The sequence below is a fragment of the Desulfurococcaceae archaeon MEX13E-LK6-19 genome, assembly GCA_029637525.1.
Taxonomy (GTDB): domain Archaea; phylum Thermoproteota; class Thermoprotei_A; order Sulfolobales; family Desulfurococcaceae; genus MEX13ELK6-19.
Genome location: CP072660.1, coordinates 677,510 through 701,051 on the forward strand (window position 1 = coordinate 677,510; position 23,542 = coordinate 701,051).

Genomic DNA, 23,542 nt, shown 5'->3' on the forward strand with positions numbered 1-23,542 from the left:
TTATTACATGAATAGCTTTTATTCTGTTTGTGTATCAGCGTAAATATGTTACTTATCGCTTTATTTGTGTGGTAGATAAAACAGTTAAGCAAGATCCTATTACCTTGGTTTGTTTCTTTTGGAAGTGTTTATAGGTGATTATGTATATTATATGCTTATGATTCGTGCTATTGTCGAGTATTTTAGTAGACTAGATCTTGAGAAACGTAATATTAATCTAGTACTTATTTTCAATGAGCGGCTTAGGATTAACTGTAAAATGTTTAATGAAAAATACATAGTGGCATAGCCAAAAATGAATCCATAGATGCTCTAATCCCCAACCCTAGTGTAATATGTCATAAGACCTATGGTTATTCCATCAAGATGTATAAGCAGAAGATAACTAGTGGCGAAATAGAGTATCACGTGTTTTAGACTACATCTTCTTTTCATAATCGTTGTTATCAAGAATAACAGTAGTACGCTTAGACATACAAACACCTAGTATAAAATTCTTAGAATAAAATTAAGGAGTTGTTTCTTGTAGAATCATGTAGAGGCTATGAGTTAAGGAATAAATTTATTTGGATCGAGATAGTAATTATTATTTTGTTTCATTGTGTGGTTTTTCTATGGTGTGGCTGCTGTGGCTGGTTTGCTCTATATTGTCTCTAGTGATGTTGGTATAGAAGTTGTTGTGGATAATAGTGATGCCGATGTTGTAAAGGGTTTTGAATCCTCTTTTGCCGGCCGATATATACCGTCTTTCACGATAGAGTCTAGTAGACCTGAAGGTGTTTTTGTTGGCGCCCGGGTTGAGTGGAAGCTTGCCGACAAAGGGTTTAAGGTAGAGTCCTATGGGCTTTATTCCGGTGATGGTGTAGATATATATAGTATTGTTTCTGCCCCACCTGCACCCTACGTAAATGAGTCACCATACTTCTTTATCCTCCAGGTACTGGCTAGGCAGTACGCTAGACGAGGCAAGATAGTCTTTACTGATGCTGTCTCCTTCATGAACGATAACGGAGAGGCTGTTATGCTTCTGGGCTACCCACATACTGGGAAGAGTACCTTGACAGCCTTGGCCCTAGATAGAGGATTTGTGCCTCTCACTACAGAGAACACGATCGTAGAGTTAAGGAATGATAGTGCCTATATTGTTGGCGGCACAGGGATCCTAGTCTACGACCCTGCTATAAGGAGGCTATACGGAGTCGCCATCCCTGTTCACGAGGAAACGAGGCACGGGTACCACATAGTAGACCTAGACAAGGTTAGACCCGAAAGAAGAGAAGCGCTAGACAAAGGAGTCCCCATAGACAGGATCTATGTGCTACATTGCTCATACTCCTCGGCGGGAGCAGACTACAAGCCAGTCAAGGGGAGAAAGATAGTGAAAACACTATGGTACTTTGCGACAGCGCTTATTAAGGGGGTAGACTACTATGAGCCAGCACCACTAGACCTAAGCACAGATCAGGAAACCATGCAGAAAATAGCAGAAAACATTAAGACAATAGCAGAAACCTACACCAACAGGTTCTATGAAATATTCGGAAAACACGACAAAGCATTCCAACTAATAACACGAGAACAAAAATAACAACAGGAGTACATGGATTATTCGCGTATATTTGAGTACTAAATCTCCTAGGGAGCCAGTATAAGACTTCTCTTTACCAAGAATTAGTTAAGGCTCGATTACCTTAATATAGGATGGGATGGACAATCTTTCTTCATGTATTCATGTTTTTGATCAAGTCTTTTAAGCTAATGGTATTAACTATTTTGTTTGCTCTTGTTTGTTCTTTTTCTTGGTTTCTATGGTAGTAGCTCGTGTAGGCTCAGTGGGCGCTTCTTCTTCATATGTATAGTGACCGCTATTATGGCTAGAGCTGCTCCTACTATCTGTGTCGCCAAAACATATGCTAGTGTGTTCGTATCGACTATACCATGGCCTATGGTGAGTGTGTAGTGGTGTGTAATATAGCTATGGGCTAATGAGACACTTCTGCTGACAACGACATATGTAAGTCCTAGGACGTCGAGAGATAACGTCGTAGATACACTGTACTCGATCTTGTAGACATAGAGCTCGAGTGCTGTAGGAAGTGCTATGAGTACTGTAGAACACCAGATAATGTAGTCGGCAACAACGAGATCAGCAGCATCATACAAGAATGCAGCAAACAAGAAAACTAGCAAACCAAGTCCAAGACTAACAAGGAAGATACGAAATCTATACACCACTTCAAGAACCCGAGGTAGCACCGACCCACACACCCACAGCGACAAGATAATATAATTATAGAGGGAGTACATAGAAGTAACTATTCTATGTACATGTAATAGTAATGATAACAAGTAGGGATAATACGTCATTTGTCAATTAATACTAGTAACAACTTCTTCTAGCTTAATTTCCTTTTCTCAAAAGACTATACAGATAAAGAAAAAACTTTTCCAAGAACCTGGCTCTTCTCCCTGTTAATGAGATTCCAAATCGAAAAGCATTTTGCGTAGAGTAGCACTTATACAGTTCAATTAGAAATAATATCCATGAAACATTGGTGTAAAACACTAAGATACAAGACTAACAGCAGCTACTGGAATTTGTTTCAATATCGTAGGCTAGTATTCTTTCTTTCCATGCTTTATAGAGTACCTCTAGTACTTCTCCCTCGGATAAATCATGCCATTTAATGTATGCATCTGCCACAGCATATGGTGTTTCCTCTCTAGGGTTTAAACAATATATTTTATCGGCGTGTTCTTGCAGTCTCCTAGCCGCTTCAAGATGGCATGTTGGTACAGCCACTATTACCTCCTTAGGCTCCTTCTTTTTAACGAAACCTAGTGCAGCCATCATAGTGTATCCAGCTGCTATACCGTCGTCTACAAGGAGGATACGCTTCCCACTAATACCCCCATAGTCCTTGCTGCCACGAAAAACAACAATCCTTCTCTCTATCTCCAAGACCTGCTTCTCGACAGCCCTCCTGATATCTTCCTCGGTTAAACCAAGGTATAGAGCGAGTTCCCTGTCAACAAAATAGTTCCCATCAGGATCCACAGCACCAAAACCAGCCTCAGTATTCCACGGGATCAAAAGCTTCCTGCATACAAGGACGTCAAGCCTAGAACAAAGAATCTTGGCAACCATATATCCCACGGGGACTCCTCCAGAAGGGATAGCATACACTACATCAACGCTGACATTGTTATCACGAAGCCACTCACCAAGCTTCTTGCCAGCATCAAATCTATCCTTAAAAACGAAATGATTGTTAAAGTATTTCTCATTAACAATAAGTGAGCCCACAGAACAGCACCTTCTCTAGACTTCCTGTAAGGAACAGTGCATGCCATGCACCTCGTATGGGTAACGGTATGATCTTGAATACTATGACTAGAAGGAACACTATGAACAATATGATGGTGATCAATACTATGAAGATCACTAATGTAATCAATACTATAAGTATAGGGGCAAACACTGCTCCAAGCACACCAGCAATAAGCAAGCCAGCCTTACTCCGAACACCAAGAAGATAAGCAATCAATGCACCGAGAATAAAACCTATGACACCTATGACAATACCAGCAAACATAGACGATCAAGCCTCTACAGCGTAGTATGTTCCTACGTAGATAGTTATAACTAGGCCCTCTTATACAGTATTACCTATGGTGTGAAAATACATGGGTGTCCTCATATCATTCTATATAGTACCACTTGGTGAAGGAACTAGTATCTCTAGGTACGTCAGTGAAGTAGCCAAAACCCTCAAGGAAAAGAACGTAAAATTCATGATGACACCAGAATCCACGATCATTGAAGCAAAAGACGTTAATGAAGGACTCAAGATCATAGCTGAAGTACACAATAAGATCATGTCTATGGGCGTAAACAGGATGGTCACGGTAATAAAAATAGATGATAGGCGTGACAAAGAACTAACGCTAGAGATCATGAAGAATAAGGTAGACAAGATACTAACCGGAAAATAAGTATACTCCGTCAAAACATTATACTGATATTTTATTGAGAATATAAGAGAGTATGAAGACCCCTATGGTTTGCTATATGTTTTGCTGGTATAGTATTATGGTTAGTGATGTAGTTAATGCTACATGGTCTAGTACATAATCTCCTCCAAGAGTTGAAACAACTAGGGAGCTGCTCCTAGTTTCTATAATGAATACTGAAGTGTATTGTTCTCCCTGGTCTAGATAGTAGACTTGAAGTCTAGGTAACTGACTATATGATGTAGGGCGAGGCAAGTATTCTCCAGGAATCCACTTGGGCGGATATAGTAGTTTGTATTTTTTAGTATAATCCGGTTGTGTTGGGTACTCGCTAGGGCTTCCATTATCCATGTAGCTTATCTGTAGATCGTCTACAGGGATCTCTAGAAGATACTTTAACCAGGCCCATCCATTTTCTCCAACAATATATTTCCCGTTTACTCCATGGATGCCGTCTCCAACATAATAGAATGGATAGCCTTTAAGACTACACCAGTTCCATCTATGCCTCCATATATTCCATGCTATAGTAGCGTAGAGAGACCTCCATCTATACCCAGTGCCCGGTATCCCGTAGACACTCCAGTCTATTGAATCCCAGTTGCTTGGAGTAGCATTGAATACTAGTCTCCATTTCCCGCCACGGTATATCTGGAACTCAAGGTACTTTACAACATAAGATGCATCCCAGCCGCTGGGAACACCCCATATTCCAAGAGACAAGTACGTTATATCTCTGTAATCTAGAGACCCTGGGTCAATAACGCCTTCATGGTATGCTATAAGGGAGCCTGTTTCATTAAATAATGCTACCTTCAATGTATTGTTATCATATATAGTGAGCTCCATGACATACCAGCTATGAGGATTAATATATGGAACACCAAGACCCTCAGCCATTACTCTACCGTTATACCATACTACAAGATCGATATTGTTGTGTAGATCATTATTTGGAAGCCTTAGTTCGCTTGTAAAAACACGTACATCAGTATTGTTTATTGGTGGGCGTGTGATAAAACCTATGCCGAAGGAATGGACTGGCGCCAAAGGTGATATAGCAATCCTTACTCTTAGAGCATCACTACTACGTGCGTAACTAAATATATTAGTATACAATGTAAACTCGTGGTCAGCGAATGTATGGAGCTCGACTACGCTCTGATTATCAAACATGTGTATAGTATAGAAACTAGACCCATTACTATACCATGTTGGAGGCGATGGAACAAGCTCGCCGTGGAGATTGACGACAGTAATGTTATCTCGTGGCTGAAGCAACAGTGTCTTAAACGCATCGAGAGAGTCAATAATACTATAATTAAATCCTAGAATACCAGACAAATAATCAATGGCATCAACGTATTCTTCCAGTAAACCAGGGGCTGTAGACAAGTTCTCGTCGCTACCAATCCAAGAGGCAGGAACAGAAGGGATGCCAACCAGGTATACATGTGTACCAAGAGGAGCAGTTGGAGGCCTCGTGACACCAGGTTTCTTCATGGCAGTGTAGAGTGCTGTAGCAACAGCTATCTTTGCAACTACATCATCAGACATCTCGCCTGAACCCGACAAGCCATTAACTATAATAAATCCCTTGCCCAACCGATATGCAGCAGAAGCATAGAAAGTATTTGATCCACTTCTATAACTGTAAAACACATAAGCAGGCTCTAAACCACTAACCAATGTTGATTGACGAGAGGCATTCACTGCATCAGGGAGAGAAAGTCCCGTATAGTAGTATACCTCGTCTACAAGATCTGATGCGTAGGCTGAAAGAACACCATATCTGTCGCTCCAAAAAACAGCCGATCCACCTACACAAGAAGCCACAATACTAAACCCTTTATCGCCTACAGTATACCTACTAGACCCGTTGTCAACGTAGAAGAACGGGTAACCACGTATCGAAACCCAGATCCATCCGTGATCCCTTATGTTCTTACCTATGTTCCTCAAGTAATCATACCATGTACCATTCCAAGAGGGAGGTATGGGTACTACTTCATCGTGAGCATTAATAACAATAGCATCCTCAGGAGGATTACGGATAAGATCCTCTAGTTTATCCCAAGAATCAATAGTTATAACCAAGGCTTTCTCATTAAGATAATTGTAAACATAATAGGGAACGCCCCAGCTACCCGGAACATCAGGTATGTAGATAAGATAAACTCTAAACACGTTCATGAGTACTGGGCGGACATAACGTGGGGGAGACAAACCCTGGAGACCACCAGCATATACATAAACTGGTTTCCCGGAAATCTTCTCATAATCACTATCCGGGACAAGAACAGTAACCATACGCATTTCCCCGGGCTTAAGTACAACAGGTTCCTCAAGCTCATAAAAGAGATCTATTGAAGTGAAAGGCTCTAGTAAACGTACGTAATGTATTGTAACATTAGAATCAGCAGTACTAAGAATAATTACGTGTAGAAGATATGGATCAGAAACCTTGTCGAAATAAGCACTAACAACCCTAACTTTATCAATAGGCTCAGGGGTAATAGGCTGAGCTTTACTAAGTTCCCTACTCATATAACCAGACATGAACACATACAACATGACAGAACTCGCGGCAGCAATAACAATGAGTAGCAATACAGCAATGATTGGAGACAATGCTTTGACATGCTTAAACACCATATAAACCACGCTCTATTTAATCTTATTAGAAATCTATGACTAAAAAACACCAGGTCGAAAAACACTAACACGGTAATAAAAACTCGAGAATAAATGTATAACAAATCGATGTAGTAGAGCAATACTATTTTATTCTCCCTACAACATGGTATAACCAATAGAAAACAGGGTGCTGGGTAATGCAGCTGAAATGTCTTGAGAAAGGATTTGTAGTATGGTTTACAGGGCTCTCAGGAAGCGGTAAAACAACAATAGCCAAGGGTGTTATGGAGAAACTTAGGAAAGAAGGCTATCGTGTAGAGCTTCTTGATGGAGACTGGGTTAGGAAGACGATCAATCCTGATGCTGGGTTTACGAGAGAGGAGCGGCGTAGACACTTACTACGCGTGGCATGGATAGCCCGTTTACTAGCTAGAAACGGAGTTATAGTACTCTGTAGTTTTGTCTCACCATACAGGAGTGTACGTAAAGAAATACGAGAGATAATCGAGGAAGAAGTACCATTCATCGAGGTCTACGTCAAATGTAGTCTAGAAGAATGCATTAGAAGAGACCCCAAAGGCTTGTATAAGAAAGCATTAAGAGGAGAGATACCTCATTTCACGGGAATAAGCGATCCATACGAAGAGCCTGAGAATCCTGATCTCATAGTAGATACCGAGCATAATACTATTGAAGAGAATGTGAAAAAAGTTATGGAGAAAATAAAGAGCTACCTATAGACCACAAGATAGTATTCCAGGAACATTATCCTTTATTCTCGCCAGCAGGATTTTCGATGGTTACAAGATATATTTTGTAGATACCATTTCTTACGAGAGTCAAGTTAAACGATACATTATCCGTATATGGTCCACAAACTACGGTTTCATTTCTTGCCTTTGTGTTATTCAAGTAGTTTCTGAAATGCCTTAAAAGGGTACCGCCATCTGCAGGCGATATTAAATAAGCTTTTGTAGTATTGAGTCTAGTCATTATCCTGCATACATGGACTAATGTAGGATTATAAGTAACAATAATCATTCTAGGATCAGGATTTCTAAGTTCAAGATGTACCCATCTGATAGTTGTTCGAGCTATAACAATTGGTATACTACGGTTTAACCTTGAGACATTTTTGCTCAATTGAAGGAGGTCTTGAAGGTAAGGTTCTGATGAGGGGAATGGTGCTAATGTTTCAGGCATGTTTTCAAGAGGCTCTATATACTTCCTATCATAAATCCAGCCTTGCGGATGTAGTGCCATAAAGAATCCTGGCATTATTAAGACTATAATGTATAGCAATGCAAAGAGCTTCTTTTTATATATATTAATGCAAGATGTGGCAAATGGTACTATGAATGGTGCTGCACCTATAAACATTCTATGCCATGAGGCAGCAGCTGTATAAGACATTAAGATCGGTGATATACCGGCTAATAAAAGGATCAATGGCACCGTCATGTAATACTTTAACCTCATAAGATATCTTTCAAAAGCCAGGAAAAGCAGAGGCATTAATAGACCATAAGTTATAATTACATATGCTAAAACATCACTTGCTACATTGCTTGGTTCTCTATACACACCAGTTCCAGGCAACTTAGGTGTTTGGAGAACAGGGTTTATCCATTGTCGACCACCCGGGTACCAGCCTATATACCATGACACAAGATAAAGTGATGCAATAGCTATACCAGCATATATAGCAATTATGCTTGTAATCTTCCTCATATTCTCCTTGTAGTAATATATTTTTGTTAATATGAATAATGATAGGACTATAAATGAGAGCACAGCCATCATTTCATGTGCTAATGCTGAAAGCAGGAAGAGTACTGCGATCAGATAGTGTTTGCGTGTGTCAAGAGAGTCTTTATATTGTTCTAGAAGTGTTAACGCTGGTATGAATAGTATTGTTGCCAGTAGTTGTCGGTGTACTTCATAGGAGATCTTGAGGTTGAGTATGTGAAGTGCAGAGACAAGTATAACCGCTAATAGTATGTTTTTATTTGTCTTTGTTAGGGTCTTTACTGAGTATCCCATTACGGCTACTAGTAGTCCATAGGCTATTGGTGGGTAAAACTTGAAGATCCACCAAGGATCGGCTATGAACGTGAAGGGGTATAAAATCATATTAAGTAATGGCGGTATATTTCTCATGCTTGCTATCCAGTAGTGTGCTACAAATGGATTCGGGTTTACCGTGAAGTCTCGTAGGTGGGCTATATACTCTATTGTGTCACATCCTATTGGCCAAGGCCACCACATGATCTCCGGCACGATCCTTATTAAGAACCCTACTATGAATCCTGTAATAATTACGTGTTTAGCCATATAGTCTGTGATCTTTATCAATAGGTTTTGTATAAATAGATATAGATCATCTAAAGTGTACTTTACCTCTCCTAGAATAACCGGCCCATGGCGTATTTTATGAAGTAGTAGAGTGCCAGTCGCGATGACAGTACCTGGTCCTAGTAGTGGAAGTATTATTACTAGGAACCTTGTGTTTGACACCCCGCCTCCTATGAGTGGGCAATTTACACATGTGAATATTACTTGAATTAATGGTATAATACGTGCCAAGGATACCAGTACTAGTGCGACTACGTCGAGCATAACTGTTGAGGCAATAGTGTACCTACGGTATTCATGTAAATCGCATATAACAGCTGCTGTAATGAGTATGAATGTAGCCCATATGAGGTAATCGACTTTAACGAGATCATATTGTGTACGTAGATGCAATAACACGTATATAATCATGTTGAAGCATAGTAGACCAAGTATCCCTAAAAGGATCCTGTATTTCTTTAAGAGTCCTAGTAAGAACATTAGAGAACACCTTCTAGGGGGAAAGAGTGTATACCCAAATGTATATGTATACACTCTAATAACTTAGTATGACATACTATACAGGGCTAATAAAACAGTAGACACACTAACAAGACAAGGTTTAGACGGGTGCAGAAACACATGAGAGTTCTAGACAAGGTCAAGAGTACTTGCCTCAATATTGTAAGAGATCTAAAGAAAGTAACTAAGGTAATTATTATTCACCACTGGGATAGTGATGGAGTATCATCAGCTGCGATATTCTCAAAGATACTATGTAATGCTGAAAAATACTTTATGGTGCCGGAAATAGGGTTCTATGACTTCAGAGCAATAGATGTCAATCTCCTCTCAAGTCGAGAGCCCGATGTGGTAATTATCTTGGATTATGGATTGCCCGTCAGCGAGATTGATAAAATAGGTAGTGTTGTTAGTTCTAGAGTCTATGTTATAGACCATCATGTAACTAATGTTTGTACTGATTATTCATGTAATCCTGTTGCATGTGGTCTAAGTGAGCTAGATTACCCGTCGACAACCTGGGTTATACACGAGTTCATTAAGCTGGAGAATGTAGACGATCTAGTGGCTCTCGGGATTATTGGTGATCTAGGTGGTGTCCGCGAGGATCATTGGTCTGTGAAATGGGTTCTCGAAGTGGCGGAAAAGCATGGGTTAACGCTGAGAGACTTCTATGAAGCCGTGAAAAAGATCGATTCGTGCTACAAGCTATTGGATAGAGAGTGCATAGATTACGCGAGGAATCTGCTTGAAGAACAAGGTGTGCATGGTATTCTAAAGGATGGTGTTCTCGAGGAGAAGAAGAACCTTGTTGAAGAAGAAAACAACAGTATCATCAATAACATCAAGCCTATAGAGATACTCGGCCAGATAATAGTCTACTCGATTAACAAAAACATGTATATAACATCAAGTATAGGCCGGCAACTAGCCTACATGAACAAGGACAGGATAATAATGCTGCGGCACAAAATACCGGCTCTAAACACAGAATACGTTTACGTTAGAAGCTACAAGTACAATCTAAGACAAGTACTTGAGGAACTAAAGAAACAAAAACTCTACGTCGGAGGAAAAGACCACGTATTCGTAGTATCATGCCAAAACACTTGTAGCGAGGAAGTAATAGACAAAATAAAGAAAACAATACTAACACACGCCTTGTAAACCCAGACCATTTAACAAAACCATACCTTTCTATCTCTCAACAGTCTTCAGTGACAGTATTGTCGCGGTCTTGACTACTATATACACGTGTGTCAGTACGGCCAACGCTACTAGCGTGTATTCTAGTAGTCCCACAAGGCTTCCCAGGAATACTATGAATATTCTTACATCTCTTGAAGCCAGGCTATCAAGTGGACCTACTTGAGCTGGATGTATCTTGAAGTCATATGGTGCTCTCGTGTGGATGTAGCTTACCAAGTGGTCTCCAGAGAGTGCCAGTAGTGCTACTAGTGCCCACGGGATGAGTGAGTTGTGTTGTAGAACATAGGCTGTTACACCAAGTAGTATAGCCAAGTCAGCGTATCTATCAAGCATTGTGTCTAGGAAGCCTCCTTTCTTGGATGCTTTCCCAAGCGCCCTGGCTAGTTCTCCGTCAACACCATCTATTATTGACGACAACTGTGCTAGTATGCCAGCGACAATAATGTAGCCTAGACTATAGAGTGGTAGGCATGCTAGTGCCATTGTGAAGGCAATCCATGAAACCATGTTCGGCGTCAACGGGAGTTTGTGTTCTACTATGAACTTTGTTATCCTCGTTGAAATCCTCCTATTGATATACCTTGACACAGGACCGTCTAGGGGTTTTCCCTTCACAACGACTATATCCTTATTCCTCTCATTCTCCACTCCTTCTTCACCTCCTCTATAACGATCCGGGAAGACCCCTTGGTTAACCTTATGTACTCGTCATAGGTATCAACGTCAGCCCATGGACTACCCTTTACATCAACCACACGTATCACTCTCTTTGAGGCAAAACAGGTGAGTAATTGTGAGAACTCGTAGGGCTCCTTAAGGCATTCATTGAAGGGGAGTGTTTTCTCTAGAACATGTACTCCTATGTCTACGTATTTGTATGGGGTAATATTCTTCCCGACACGGACAACACACTCGTCTTCCACTTGTATCCTAGTCGCCTCATTTACATCAATGTATTTTGGCGTGGAATCGCCTCCAAGAACAGTACTCAAACTCTTCTTCAGAGCGTCTATGATGCTTGGTGTGTAGACATGGTCTGACATACTAACAATAAACCTGTTGGTATGAAGTAATGGTAGCGCCAAATAGAGACTATACCCATTGCCAAGCTCTGGCCTGGTATTAACCACATAAGCTATATCGGTGTCCAAGCCAAGCTTGTTATGTACAATATCCTCTATGACATTCACGACCTTATTCCCATAAACATGATTGACCACAACAATAATTCTCTCAATACCGGAGGAAACCAGGCTAATAACAGGATAAGCTATGAGGGGAAACCCGTCTAGATCAGCGAAAACCTTGTAGACACCAGTATCACGACGAAACCTCTTACTCAAACCAGCAGCAAGCACTACAGCTTCATTAATCATGACCAAAACCCCTCAAAACTATACAATTAAACAAAATAAATAAGTGTATTGGAGAAAGAGTAAAAGAAACACAATAATCTGTCTAATTGGAGTGAAAAGAAATACCTAGAGAAACATTGGTGGAGCAATACCACTATTTTCAACATAGTGTGTTAATGTATTAGTTGCCTTAGTGTGTTAGACTATTATGCGAATAACTCGGCCATTATAATGATTAGTAGCAAGTATAACAACATCGTCATTGCTATGAACTCTAGTGTACTCTTCAGTGTCTTGTTTTTCACGTGCTTCTCTATTAGTAGGAATGTTCCTGCTAGCGAGTGTAGTAATGCTAGTATAGCGAAACTAGACCTGATCAATGGGTCTGTGTGTATTCTATGTGCCGTACTATAGTTCATGGCTCCGAACGTGAGGCCGGATATTACATGAGGGTATACTAGAGCGTAGCCGCTGATAATCATTAGTATCGCTAGTACTAGTAGGGGTAGCGATGTTGTTTCTATGAGTAAAAACATTATTTTGGGGAAGCTCTTCGAGGCCATTTTATCTCCTCATAGACTCGTAGAAACTATTTATCTCCTCGAAGCTTATCACATATGGTCTCGCGGGCACGCCGATGGGCATTATGTATAGTGGGTGTTCGTCCGGCTCGGCATTGATTATGTCTGCTACATGGTCATCGAAGAAAGCACCTACGGCAACTGTTCCCAGCCCCAGTGCTGTCGCCATCAAGTATATGTTCTGCCCCACATGGCCAACCTCCATGTGGACATACCTTATACCTCTCTCGCCATAACGGCTCGTCGTCCTCTCGTAGACAGCACAGATAACTATGTTGACAGCCGCTTCACGCACCCAACGCTGGTCAAGAGCTGCCCTCGCAAGCTCTGCCCTATAGTCACCCTTCTTGACGAGCACGAGACTATGTCTATAGACATCATACTTATAGACGCCTGCCTCAAGGAACGTGTTGTTCCCGACGAGAACACTATTCTCTCCAACCACAACATAGATTTCAAGAGGATACGTGGCACCAGCACTGGGTGCAGCACGGAATCTCCACTGAGTATTAGTTATACCCTGGGCGGCCCACAGGATCATTGAGAGCTGCTCTATTGTAATCGGTTCACCAGTGTAGTCACGTATACTTCTTCTGTGGAGAATAGCTTCCTCAACAACCATACTTGTAGTCTTCCTAGGCAGGGGAAGGAGGATCTCGTTATCCACTACAACCACCTCACCAACTTGTTGTGAAGGATGCCACAAAGCTAGTTGGAGTGAATATAGTACAATAAATAATGTGAATGCTATAGACATAAACCATGCGATTTTACGTAGAGTGAAACAACTTGACACCACCCCCGTGAACACGTGTTTAAAGGAAAAAATCACTCCCAAGCCCTCAGCACGTTAAGTACTTCATCGCCCACCTTGCCTGCTAGGACATCGCGTATAGACTCATCTATTATGTCGATGGCTTTGTCGAGTTCTTCCCTTGTTATAACCAGTGGTGGAGCGATCCTTAGCACGTTGCCGTACTTGCCATAAGTCATCATCAGTAATCCTTTCTCCCAAGCTCTCCATATGATCTTTATAGCGGTCTTCCTATCAGGCTCCTTGGTATCCTTGTTCTTCACTATATCCACGCCGAGCATGAGACCCAAGCCCCGTACATCGCCTATAACCTCGTACTTCTCCTTGAGCTCGTTAAGCCTCTTCATAGCGTAGTCACCAAGCTCCATAGCACGTTTAGCCAGGTTATTCTCCTGCACATACTTGATGGTGGCGATAGCTGCTGCAACAGATACGGCGTGAGCACCGCTTGTAGCGAAGAATGATTGTGGTGTACCGGAGTCCAGGATCTCTGCTTTTCCCACGACTGCTGACACGGGCATTCCGCCGCCGAGAGCCTTACCGAGCACTATAAGGTCTGGTTCGACGCCGAAGTGTTCTATAGCAAATAACTTGCCCGTCCTACCCATACCGGTCTGTATCTCATCGTCAATAAACACTATACCGTACTCACGAGTGATCTTCCTAATACCCTCAACATAATTCTTCGGCGGGACGAGAACCCCTCCATCACCCTGAACGGGTTCAAACATTAGTGCGGCAAAGGACTCGCCGTTGATTTTCTTGCGGAAAACATCATCGATCTCGCTGAGATAGTATTCACCACACTCCTCGGGGGAAGCGTCTCTCAACGGGCAACGGTATGTATCGGGGTACTCGAAGAAGTACACGTAGGGATAGGCATTCAGCTTCATCCTGAGCTCTGGACTGAACGATGCCGAGACGGATAACGCCAGATAGGTTGTACCATGGTATGAGTAAGTGTATGAGCCTATGTACTTCCTCTTCGTGTAGAGTAGTGATGCCTTCAAAGCAGTATCACATGCATCGCCACCGGAGAGACCGAAAGACACTTTCTTAGTGAAACCACCCGGCGTGATCTCCACGAGGAGTTTGGCTAGCTCAACAGCAGGGTCATGATACAAGTAGAGGCAATAATGAATGAATTTTTCGAGCTGCTTCCTGACAGCCTCGATGACAACATCATTCGTGTGCCCAATATTGTATGTAGCAGCACTAGACAAGAAATCAATATACTCATTACCATCTTTATCCCAGATCCTCGCGCCCTTGGCGCGAGCAACAGCTATAGGGAAGTACTTGAAAGCATAACTCACAGTAACATACTTCTCGTACTCTACAGCGGTTTCAAGACTTTTAGAAACATTCTTGCTTGTAATACGTTTAACCAAATCAAGCTTCAAGACAAGAACACCAAGAGATTATCTATGACATTAATAATCTTGTAATCCCACAAATATAACAATAACCTGGATGATCGAGGATAAGTTAAATAGAGATAAAGTAGTTGCTTACATGAAACTATAAACGGTTTTGAGAACATAGTGTATGAGGGAAGAGTGTTTAGGGTAGAGTGTATGCAGAGTATTGTTGAAGCTAAGCAACTACTAGCATCTAGGAAGAGACCCTCTAGAACACTCTCTGGCGTAACCATAGTTGCTATTATGTCGAAACCCTATCCATGCCCTCATGGCAAGTGTATTTATTGTCCTGGTGGACCAGAGTTTGGTACTCCACAGAGCTATATTGGTGAAGAACCAGCGCTCATGAGGGCACAGAGAGTAGGATTCGATCCCTACGAGCAGGTTAGAGTTAGGCTCAAGCAATACGAGTACTTGGGCCACAAGCCATCTAAAGTAGAACTGATAATCATGGGCGGCACGTTTACTGCTATGCCTCGTGACTACCAGGAATGGTTTATTGCTATGGCTCTTGAGGCTATGAACAGGTACCCCGAGCCTAAGCCACAGGAGCCTGTTTCTCTTCAGGAAGCCCAGTTGAGGAACGAGACAGCGAGAATCAGGTGTATAGGCCTTACTATAGAGACTCGTCCAGACTGGGCTAGAGAAGAACATGCTGACTGGATGCTCTACCTTGGTGCAACCAAGGTAGAGATAGGTGTCCAGACAATATACGATGACATATTAATGAAGGTTAGGAGAGGACATACAGTCAAGGACACTATTGAGGCCACCAGGATACTGAAGGATTCTGGCTTTAAAGTAGTATACCATATCATGCCTGGTCTCCCCGGAAGCGATCCGGACAAGGATCTTGAAATGATCAAGACGATTTTCGAAGACCCCGACTACAGGCCTGACATGCTGAAGATATACCCGACAGTAGTAGTCAAGGGGACAGTTCTCTATGAGTGGTGGCGTGAAGGCAAGTACAAGCCTTTGAGCGACGAGGAAGCAATTGAGCTGATCTCGGAGATGTACAGGTACATACCCAAATACGTTAGGGTAATGAGGATCCAGAGGGATATACCAGCCACAATCATAGAAGCAGGCCCCAAGAAGGGTAACTTAAGGGAGCTCGTTGAGAAACGGTGTCTAGAGAAAGGGGTCACTATAAACGAGATCAGGTTCCGCGAAGTAGGGCGGCAGCTATGGAAATTCAATAAGCTACCAGACCCCAAGTACACGAGGATAACAAGGACAACATACGAGGCAAGCAAGGGTATAGAAGAGTTCCTAGCCGTGGAGGACACTGTGAACAATATTATCATAGGGTTCCTGAGGCTAAGGATACCCAGCGAGAAAGCACATAGGCCCGAGATAGACGGGAGGACGGCTATCATAAGAGAACTCCATATCTACGGACCTCAGGTACCTGTTGGAGAGAAACCATTGTTTGAATGGCAGCATCAAGGATGGGGCTCTAAGCTCTTGAGGGAAGCAGAAAGGATTGCGAGAGAAGAGTATGGTATGAAGAAAATACTGGTGTTATCAGGTATAGGGGTACGTGAGTACTATAGGAAACATGGCTACTATAGACCCAGCAATAGCCCTTACATGCATAAAGATCTTGTTGGCTAGTCTTTTGCTTCAGTGGTGTTTAACAAGGTCTTCTAGAGATTCCCACATAAGCCAAGCTGATATAGCTATACTTGATATGAATTCTGGTACGGATATGCCAACACTTATGCCTACATCAACTATTTTGGGTATGTAGTAGTAGAAAATCCATACACAAGCACTTATAAAGAAGCCAGTTATGGCGAGAGGATTCTTTTTCTCTAGGTAAAACACTAGGCTTCCAAGTGTACCAGTTAGGAAGAATAGAAGAGAGACTATGAAGTGTAGTTTCCCGTAGACTTCATCAAATACAGCTATGAGTATCAAGAAGAACCCGGACATAGTCATTATAAACCATGAGCTAACGGTTTTCCTGTAGAGATGCGTTACACAATAAATTATTATCAGTACCCCAGCGAGCGTTAACCCGAAGTTGAATATGGGGGCAACACCACTACGAGTAGAATGACCAAGATCACTCAAGGCGTTACGGGACCAGCTAAACCAGGGACTATAGGCTATTGCTATAGAGATACTCATGAAAGCAGATAGTGGGCCAAGTAAACCAGTCGCAGCAAATGCTTTCTCCCAGAACCCATCGTCTTTACCTAAACCAAAAACATTCATTCTTATCCACCGTGTACTACACGGTAAACCTCTGTATTTACAGCTAATATTTTCCCTGGAATAAAATAGCCAGGGCACTTCATTATATAAGCTTAGTTAAAAAGGGTTTAGATACAAAACAATAGTTGGTGCAGAGAACGGCCGATGCTGACTATGTGGCGGGCGATGATGAACAACACCTAGGCGTAGATTCTTTGGGATGAGGATGCTGGCCTGGACGGATGACGGGGGTCTCGGGTGAAGACCTCCGTCTTGCCGACCGATACTTTTTATTAAACAATTATATTGTGTAGAGGCAAAGATTATCTATTCGATAGTGTAATTATAGTAGGATATGGTTGGTGTAGAGTGGTAGAGATCTACGTGGGAACCAGTGGCTGGAGCTATGACTGGAACCCCGATGGATTCCGTTGGTATGCTTCATCATCTAATCTCAATGCTATTGAACTCAACGCCAGCTTCTATAGGATCCCATATAGAAGCATGGTTATAGGATGGCTTAGATACAGTAGGGAAAAGAACATAAGATGGGCGGTTAAAGTCCATAGGAGGGTAACCCATGTCTATAGACTAAGGCTTCCCCAAGCACTAGAGTGGTTTAACAAACTACGCGAAGTCATTAAACCTTTGGAAGAATTTAATCTACTTGACTTCTATTTATTCCAGCTCCCACCCACATTCAATGCTCTCCCGAATAACTGGGAGAGAATAGTCAATTTCTTCTCGAAACTAGACCTCGGGTGGATGGCGGCACTGGAGTGGAGACACCATACATGGTTTTCTGGAGAATGGGTTGACAAAGCCCGTGAACACGAGATAACAGTAGTATCGGTCGACGCCCCAGAATACAGGTTCTACGCTAAATCAGGACCTTATGTCTACCTCCGTATGCATGGGCGAACACTATGGTATGCACACAGGTACTCGACAGGAGAACTAGTTGATGTAGCGAAGAAGATACTTGGGCTTAACGCACAGAAGATCTACGTGTTCTTCAACAATGACCATGATATGCTGGATAACGCACGTGAATTAAAGAGTATTCTTGAAGAACTTATTTCAGGAAAGAAGAAACGAGCTCCGTAGCTCATCCAGATAGTTATCTAGGTTGTAATTAAGTTGTTTTCCATTTATTGTCCTTAGTAGTACGATAGGTTTATCTACTCTTTTCAGTGAATAAGATTGCTTAAATCAACTGGATGTTGTGGGAGGAGAGTGGTCTGAGATTGAAAATACTAGTGGAGCTAGCGCCAAGAAAGGAAATAGGAGAACTGGAGACAATACTAACTAGTGTCAAAGAGTATGTTGATTGCTTTGATATTCCAGAATCTCCTTTAGGAATACCCGCACCAAACTCTATTGCCACGGGTATCTATGTGAAGAATGTAACAGGTAAATGCGTAATATCACATATAAGGCTCTATGACGTGAATCGTACAGCCCTGCTATCCCTCGCATATGCAGCGCAACTATATGGTATTGATGGTATTGTTTTGACTCACGGAGACATCCCTAGGTCAGGTGTCATTGTCAGAGACATAACCACCATCGACGCGATCAAGCTTCTTGAGAAAGAAGTACCTAAACTAAAAATTGGAGCAATAATAAGCCTACGCTATCCTTTCGAAGACATTGTTAAGAGGATAGACTCTGGTGCAGACTTCTACCTAGTATTAAGGCTTAGTAAGGAATCAATTGAAAAGTACATGAAAGTTCTTGATGCAGCAGAGAAGCAGGGTGTAGAACTATACCCTTACATCATAGTGTCAACAGAAAAGAATAAGAAGATATTGGAGAAGATAAAACAACCTTCTATACCTCTCAACGAGTTACAAGGGTTCCTTAGCGAGTATAGAGATCTACTACATGGTGTAGTGTTTTCATCTCCTCTAGACCTCGATGGGCTTATCAAGTCGCTTGAAATAGCTTATGAAACTAAACTAGTTTCTCGAAAAGCCTTACAGCAGCAACAATGTTTTCAAGCTTCTTTATAGATACTTTGTACTCCTCCTCGTTGTCTCCGAGAGCATTCTTTAGACCTCCGAAGCCGCAGTCGGCAGATACCAAGTCTATTCTCTTTCCAGAAACCTCATAGACTCTCTTCAATACACCAAGAATATCGTCTACGTTCTCGACAACAGGTTTCTTAGCACTAGCTACACCCGGAGCAATAATTTTATCGTATTTCTCGAGAACATCCTTGTTTATTGATTCAATGTTCTTGGGGTTGTCATAGAATTCGAAGTTAAGGAACTTTAATTTATTTGACATAGCAAGGATTTCGACTAATTTACTGGACACTCTACCACAAACATGGATACCAGCTTCGCCACTCCATGTACTTAGTACGGTGTCTATAGTGTCAATGATATCGTCATCTTTTAGTCCATAAAGAATCCTCCTACGACCCACAATAACTCCTAGGACAGGCTCATCAATAAATACTATATTGTAGCCTAGACCCGTTAGATAATTAATGAAAGATTTCACGTATTCTATAAAGAACTTCATTACAATGCTCAGTCTTGGAAGTAAAGTGTTTTCTAAACCAATACTATCTCCTACATAGATTCTTGATGCTAGTGTGAAAACGCCAGTTACTGGTGCACGATACCACTTAAACACTATACCTTCTCCTCTAGTACATTCCACGAGATCCCTTGCCTCAGGGATCTCTGGCCTAGGAGGCTTTACTTCGGCAAGCTCTTCAACACTAATGTTTAGAAAGAATCCAGTTGCTTTCTTGGTGAGAATACCTGTCTTAACAAGTGGTTCAAGATATATATCGATGAAGCTCCTCATCTGCGGATAAGGAGGAGCATCAACACCTATCTTATACAGATCTCTTGCCACTCTACAGACGTTCTCTCTACTATAATCCAGAGGGAAACTGCCGACGTGACTCACTCTTACCAAGACTCTGTTCATCCTCCGGAAGCTAGTATTATTACCTGTCCTATTGTACTATTAGTGTTTAAGAGTATTCCTCTCATACTATTGAACCGTGGTGGAGAATATTGTCTAATATCTTAGATGAGATAAAGAATTGTCTCATCGATCTTGATGCCGATTGTGTTGAGGAGAGTGTTGAGAAGGCATTGAATGAGGGCTATAGTGCTACTGACATAATGCTTGGGCCTATGAGCAAGGCTATGGATGAGATCGGGAAGCTCTATGAGGAGGGCGAGTACTTCATAGCGGAGCTCCTTGAGGCAGCAGAGATCTTTAAGAGTGTTTTCCGTAAGCTAGAGCCCTTGCTCCAGGAAGAATCAAGAAGCAAGGGTGTTTCCAGCAAGTCGTTGACTATTGTTATTGGTACAGTGAAGGGCGACATTCATGATATTGGGAAGACTATTGTGGCAGTGATGTTGCAGGCTGCTGGACATAAAGTCATTGATCTAGGGGTTGATGTTGATGCCGACAAGTTCATTGAAGCAATAAGAAAGCATGATGCTGATGTCCTCGGGATGAGCGCGTTGTTAACAACAACGATCAAGTATATGAAGACTGTTATAGACAGGCTTGTGGAGGAGAATCTCAGGGACAAGGTATTCGTTATAATAGGGGGAGCTGCTACAACACCAGAATTCGCCAGGGAAATAGGAGCTGATGCATGGGCCCGCGATGCCGTTGAAGCAGTGAAGATAATCAATGAGTATGCCGAGAAAAAGTATGGGAGGAAGAATTCTTGACTAAAAGCAAAGCCAAGGTCTATATTGAAGAACATGGAGTCTATGAGGTTGATGTAGGAGAGAATCTAGGGAGATTCCTTGCATCCAAAAACCTCATCACACTGCCTTGCGGAGGCAATGGTTTATGTGGTTTATGTAAAGTATTTGTTGAAGGAGAAACAAGTGAGCCCACGGGAAACGAGGTCATCCGGGGGATCAGGAACAATAATGGACTAAGACTAGCTTGTCAAGTGAGAATACTTGGTGACGTAAAGGTAAGACTTATCAGGGAACCTAAGCCAAGAAAGCTTATTGCCCTCCAAATGTTCTCTGTTGAAATAAAACATGTTGACCCATTATTCCAGGTTATCGATAACAAGGCACTAGAATCAATGCATAGAACAGTATTCCTCGATACAGTGGATTCAAGTTTAAGTAAGCATGTGGTCTACAACGACACTATAGTGGCGTCGCTTCCAATAGAGGGAGAAGACTATAAGATACTGCTCATAGACCTTGGGACAACAAAGATCGCCTACCAGTACATCGGTCTCGACGGAGGTATTAAGGGAGGAGGCGTTGTCTCCAATCCATTGAATACATATGGGCTTGATGTTGTGTCGAGACTATCTAAAGCCTTGGAGAACAATGAGTACAAGAAAGATATGATGAAGAAACTCACTAGCGCCATCGGGAAACTCATTGATGAAAACACGATCGCTTGTCTAATAGCCGGGAATACTGTTATGGAGAGCATATTCATGGGTCTACCCCTAGATAGTCTTGCGAGGAAACCATTCCAACCTACCATGAAGGGGCCATTCCTTAAACTACTGAGTACAGCGGACAGGAAGGTGCCTTGTCTACTAATGCCTTTCATAGCTGGTTTCGTTGGCGGCGACGCATTCTCAGACCTCATCGCAACAGAGTATATCCAAGCCAAGACACCCTATATGATAATAGACCTTGGAGCCAACACAGAGATCATACTTGTCGTTGATAGAGATAAACCACTTGTCTACGCCACAAGTACCCCGGCGGGACCAGCCTTCGAAGGACATATCCAATATGGAGCAATGGCTGACACCGGAGGGATCACAAGCATCACCGTCAAAGAAATCGATAGCAATGGCAAGCCAGTATTCGAATACCAGGGCGTGCCCACAGGGATCACAGGCTCGGGTCTCATCAGTCTTGTAGCGGAGCTTCTCAGGAAGAGACTTGTTGACAAGAGTGGACGTATAGTCAAGGGATACGAGCTAGTCAATGGAGTAAAATGCTATAGGATTACACGTGGAGAACACGGTGACATAGTTTTCACACAGCATGACCTACGTGAGTTCCAGAAAGCCCTGGCATCAGTGAAAACAGGCTGGAGCATACTGTTAGAGAAAGCTGGCTTAGAGCAAAGCGATGTAGAAATAGTGTTTCTCTCAGGTAGATTCGGGTCATCGATAAATCCTGTTGACGCTGTTTACCTTAGGCTAGTGCCTGTGGATAACCCCAATAGAATTGTTGTTGGAGGCAATATGGTTTTAACAGGACTCTACATAACTGCTCTGTACAAGAAGTTCTTCAAGCACATCATCTCCTTCACTGAGAATGTGTACCATGTAAACCTTGCTGAAGAGAAAAACTTCATGGATGAATGGATTAAAGCACTAGAGCTAGACACCATGGATACAGTGTATTGAACTATTTTTGTTGAGCAAATAATTGCTGTATTCTCTTCAACAATGACTTGATCGGGTGTTTCCTGCTGATTCTTACTCCTTCCTGGCGGGCTAGATAACCTAGCATACCATCTACCGTCGCTAGAGCTGGTGCAACATACTTTATCCTCTTCACAGGACCATACATGATTACATCCGCTCCATATACACGTAGCATAGCGGCTATGCCGGACTGTATCCCTATGACCTCATTTACATCGAAATTCTTCTTGTTCACAGGCCCTAGAGCGTTTGCTGGCGCGCACCCGGCTGGCAGTCCTAGTTCTCTCTTTACGAGGAATATTGTCTCGGCGCTCAAAGCTATACTACCTGGGTCGAGTACTATCGCGTCCGCTATCATGTTCTCTACTCCAGCTTTGTGTACTAGTTGTAGGAGTTTCTCCACGATACCGAGCCTGTCTTTTGGTTTGAGTGAAGAGAACGGGTTTGATGGGTCGAACGCGAATAGTACTGCCGTCTTTATCCCAGAATTCTTGATTGCTTCTAGTTCCTCACTAGGTGTGTGCATGTCTATACCATTGGCGATAACCTTGTCTATGATACCTAGTTCTCTAGCCAACGTATATGCTTTGATCCTTGTTTTCGGGTCAGGTGAATCCAGGAACAATGGTATGTTGTAGTTTGATACGAACTCGAGTATTTTCTCGACATAGTCTTCCTGGGGAAGAACGACGTCTAGTCCGAAGCTCAGGTTATAGTTTTCCGCTATGGAAATAGCTTCGTTGATTAGCTCTGAGGCCTTTTCTTTATCGAAAACCCTGTTGTCTCCTGTGAGAAGCTTGTCTCCAAGATAGAATATCGAGCCTACTAGGAGGACGGGATTCTCTCCAGGAAGCCCGCCTATCTTCACGTCGGCTATCGTGAAGACTTTCTGGCTTGCGGTGAATAATTCCTTGTATATATAGTCTATGGTGGTCCACCTCATCAATACTATTTAGCCGTTGACGCTGTTTCTTAGAGTGTATTGCAGGATAACCTTATAATAGGTTTTTAGGCTTAGGTGTTCTAAGGTGCTTTACGCGGGA

23 protein-coding genes are annotated in these 23,542 nt (G+C 42.3%); 10 read left to right on the forward strand and 13 right to left on the reverse strand.

The window, feature by feature from the left end:
• The first annotated feature begins 151 nt into the window (after nucleotides 1–151).
• The gene (locus tag J4526_03850; protein ID WFO75990.1) at nucleotides 152–289 is read left to right on the forward strand and encodes a hypothetical protein; all 138 of its coding nucleotides are present in this window, start codon (nucleotides 152–154) and stop codon (nucleotides 287–289) included.
• Nucleotides 290–628: 339 nt separating this feature from the next.
• Complete coding sequence (locus tag J4526_03855) at nucleotides 629–1,588, forward strand: hypothetical protein (GenBank protein ID WFO75991.1); 960 nt, start codon at nucleotides 629–631, stop codon at nucleotides 1,586–1,588.
• 218 nt (nucleotides 1,589–1,806) lie between these two features.
• Here J4526_03855 and J4526_03860 read toward each other — a convergent pair whose 3' ends face one another.
• From J4526_03860 to J4526_03870, 3 genes are all read right to left on the reverse strand, one after another.
• Nucleotides 1,807–2,235, reverse strand: coding sequence for a hypothetical protein (locus tag J4526_03860; GenBank protein WFO75992.1), 429 nt, complete (start codon nucleotides 2,233–2,235; stop codon nucleotides 1,807–1,809).
• 343 nt (nucleotides 2,236–2,578) lie between these two features.
• Nucleotides 2,579–3,307, reverse strand: coding sequence for a phosphoribosyltransferase (locus J4526_03865; GenBank protein WFO75993.1), 729 nt, complete (start codon nucleotides 3,305–3,307; stop codon nucleotides 2,579–2,581).
• On the reverse strand, nucleotides 3,288–3,596 hold the full coding sequence (locus J4526_03870; GenBank protein ID WFO75994.1) for a hypothetical protein: 309 nt from the start codon (nucleotides 3,594–3,596) through the stop codon (nucleotides 3,288–3,290). Before J4526_03870 ends, J4526_03865 begins: the two co-directional genes overlap by 20 nt.
• Before the next feature lie 91 nt (nucleotides 3,597–3,687).
• On the opposite strand from J4526_03870, the gene J4526_03875 reads away from it, so the two are divergent.
• Nucleotides 3,688–3,996, forward strand: coding sequence for an MTH1187 family thiamine-binding protein (locus J4526_03875; GenBank protein ID WFO75995.1), 309 nt, complete (start codon nucleotides 3,688–3,690; stop codon nucleotides 3,994–3,996).
• Nucleotides 3,997–4,068: 72 nt separating this feature from the next.
• On the opposite strand, the gene J4526_03880 is transcribed toward J4526_03875, so the two are convergent.
• Entirely contained in the window at nucleotides 4,069–6,669 is a 2,601-nt protein-coding gene (locus J4526_03880; protein WFO75996.1) for a hypothetical protein, read from the reverse strand.
• Between the two features lie 179 nt (nucleotides 6,670–6,848).
• Here J4526_03880 and cysC point away from each other — a divergent pair, with 179 nt between their 5' ends.
• The gene (gene cysC / locus J4526_03885) at nucleotides 6,849–7,391 is read left to right on the forward strand and encodes an adenylyl-sulfate kinase (GenBank protein ID WFO75997.1); all 543 of its coding nucleotides are present in this window, start codon (nucleotides 6,849–6,851) and stop codon (nucleotides 7,389–7,391) included.
• Between the two features lie 25 nt (nucleotides 7,392–7,416).
• On the opposite strand, the gene J4526_03890 is transcribed toward cysC, so the two are convergent.
• On the reverse strand, nucleotides 7,417–9,486 hold the full coding sequence (locus tag J4526_03890) for a hypothetical protein (GenBank protein WFO75998.1): 2,070 nt from the start codon (nucleotides 9,484–9,486) through the stop codon (nucleotides 7,417–7,419).
• A gap of 141 nt (nucleotides 9,487–9,627) precedes the next feature.
• Between J4526_03890 and J4526_03895 the strand changes: the two genes are divergently transcribed.
• Nucleotides 9,628–10,674 carry a hypothetical protein gene (locus J4526_03895; GenBank protein ID WFO75999.1) on the forward strand — a complete coding sequence of 349 codons (1,047 nt, stop codon included), beginning with the start codon at nucleotides 9,628–9,630 and terminating at the stop codon, nucleotides 10,672–10,674.
• Between the two features lie 30 nt (nucleotides 10,675–10,704).
• Here the strand turns inward: J4526_03895 and J4526_03900 are convergent, their stop codons facing one another.
• From J4526_03900 to J4526_03920, 5 genes are all read right to left on the reverse strand, one after another.
• Nucleotides 10,705–11,364 carry a CDP-alcohol phosphatidyltransferase family protein gene (locus J4526_03900; GenBank protein WFO76000.1) on the reverse strand — a complete coding sequence of 220 codons (660 nt, stop codon included), beginning with the start codon at nucleotides 11,362–11,364 and terminating at the stop codon, nucleotides 10,705–10,707.
• Nucleotides 11,337–12,092, reverse strand: coding sequence for an NTP transferase domain-containing protein (locus tag J4526_03905; protein ID WFO76001.1), 756 nt, complete (start codon nucleotides 12,090–12,092; stop codon nucleotides 11,337–11,339). The genes J4526_03900 and J4526_03905 overlap by 28 nt, the downstream gene beginning before the upstream one ends.
• Nucleotides 12,093–12,277: 185 nt before the next feature.
• Complete coding sequence (locus J4526_03910) at nucleotides 12,278–12,634, reverse strand: hypothetical protein (GenBank protein WFO76002.1); 357 nt, start codon at nucleotides 12,632–12,634, stop codon at nucleotides 12,278–12,280.
• 1 nt (nucleotide 12,635) lies between these two features.
• Nucleotides 12,636–13,409 (reverse strand): SagB/ThcOx family dehydrogenase, encoded by a 774-nt coding sequence (locus tag J4526_03915; GenBank protein WFO76311.1) that lies wholly within the window; start codon nucleotides 13,407–13,409, stop codon nucleotides 12,636–12,638.
• 71 nt (nucleotides 13,410–13,480) lie between these two features.
• On the reverse strand, nucleotides 13,481–14,845 hold the full coding sequence (locus J4526_03920) for an aspartate aminotransferase family protein (GenBank protein ID WFO76312.1): 1,365 nt from the start codon (nucleotides 14,843–14,845) through the stop codon (nucleotides 13,481–13,483).
• A gap of 198 nt (nucleotides 14,846–15,043) precedes the next feature.
• Here J4526_03920 and J4526_03925 point away from each other — a divergent pair, with 198 nt between their 5' ends.
• The gene (locus J4526_03925; protein WFO76003.1) at nucleotides 15,044–16,507 is read left to right on the forward strand and encodes a tRNA uridine(34) 5-carboxymethylaminomethyl modification radical SAM/GNAT enzyme Elp3; all 1,464 of its coding nucleotides are present in this window, start codon (nucleotides 15,044–15,046) and stop codon (nucleotides 16,505–16,507) included.
• Between the two features lie 9 nt (nucleotides 16,508–16,516).
• Here the strand turns inward: J4526_03925 and J4526_03930 are convergent, their stop codons facing one another.
• Nucleotides 16,517–17,113 (reverse strand): DUF998 domain-containing protein, encoded by a 597-nt coding sequence (locus J4526_03930; GenBank protein WFO76004.1) that lies wholly within the window; start codon nucleotides 17,111–17,113, stop codon nucleotides 16,517–16,519.
• Nucleotides 17,114–17,461: 348 nt separating this feature from the next.
• Here J4526_03930 and J4526_03935 point away from each other — a divergent pair, with 348 nt between their 5' ends.
• Together J4526_03935 and J4526_03940 are read left to right on the forward strand one after the other, a co-directional pair.
• The gene (locus tag J4526_03935) at nucleotides 17,462–18,199 is read left to right on the forward strand and encodes a DUF72 domain-containing protein (protein WFO76005.1); all 738 of its coding nucleotides are present in this window, start codon (nucleotides 17,462–17,464) and stop codon (nucleotides 18,197–18,199) included.
• Between the two features lie 140 nt (nucleotides 18,200–18,339).
• Nucleotides 18,340–19,107: a 5,10-methylenetetrahydrofolate reductase gene (locus tag J4526_03940; GenBank protein ID WFO76006.1), complete on the forward strand. Its 768-nt coding sequence runs from the start codon at nucleotides 18,340–18,342 to the stop codon at nucleotides 19,105–19,107.
• Here J4526_03940 and J4526_03945 read toward each other — a convergent pair.
• Nucleotides 19,049–20,041, reverse strand: coding sequence for a methionine synthase (locus tag J4526_03945; protein WFO76007.1), 993 nt, complete (start codon nucleotides 20,039–20,041; stop codon nucleotides 19,049–19,051). The genes J4526_03940 and J4526_03945 overlap by 59 nt on opposite strands.
• Before the next feature lie 86 nt (nucleotides 20,042–20,127).
• Between J4526_03945 and J4526_03950 the strand changes: the two genes are divergently transcribed.
• Together J4526_03950 and J4526_03955 are read left to right on the forward strand one after the other, a co-directional pair.
• Entirely contained in the window at nucleotides 20,128–20,805 is a 678-nt protein-coding gene (locus J4526_03950; GenBank protein WFO76313.1) for a corrinoid protein, read from the forward strand.
• Entirely contained in the window at nucleotides 20,802–22,478 is a 1,677-nt protein-coding gene (locus J4526_03955; protein WFO76008.1) for a DUF4445 domain-containing protein, read from the forward strand. Before J4526_03950 ends, J4526_03955 begins: the two co-directional genes overlap by 4 nt.
• A gap of 1 nt (nucleotide 22,479) precedes the next feature.
• Here J4526_03955 and J4526_03960 read toward each other — a convergent pair whose 3' ends face one another.
• The gene (locus J4526_03960) at nucleotides 22,480–23,442 is read right to left on the reverse strand and encodes a tetrahydromethanopterin S-methyltransferase subunit H (protein ID WFO76314.1); all 963 of its coding nucleotides are present in this window, start codon (nucleotides 23,440–23,442) and stop codon (nucleotides 22,480–22,482) included.
• Nucleotides 23,443–23,542 lie beyond the last annotated feature (100 nt).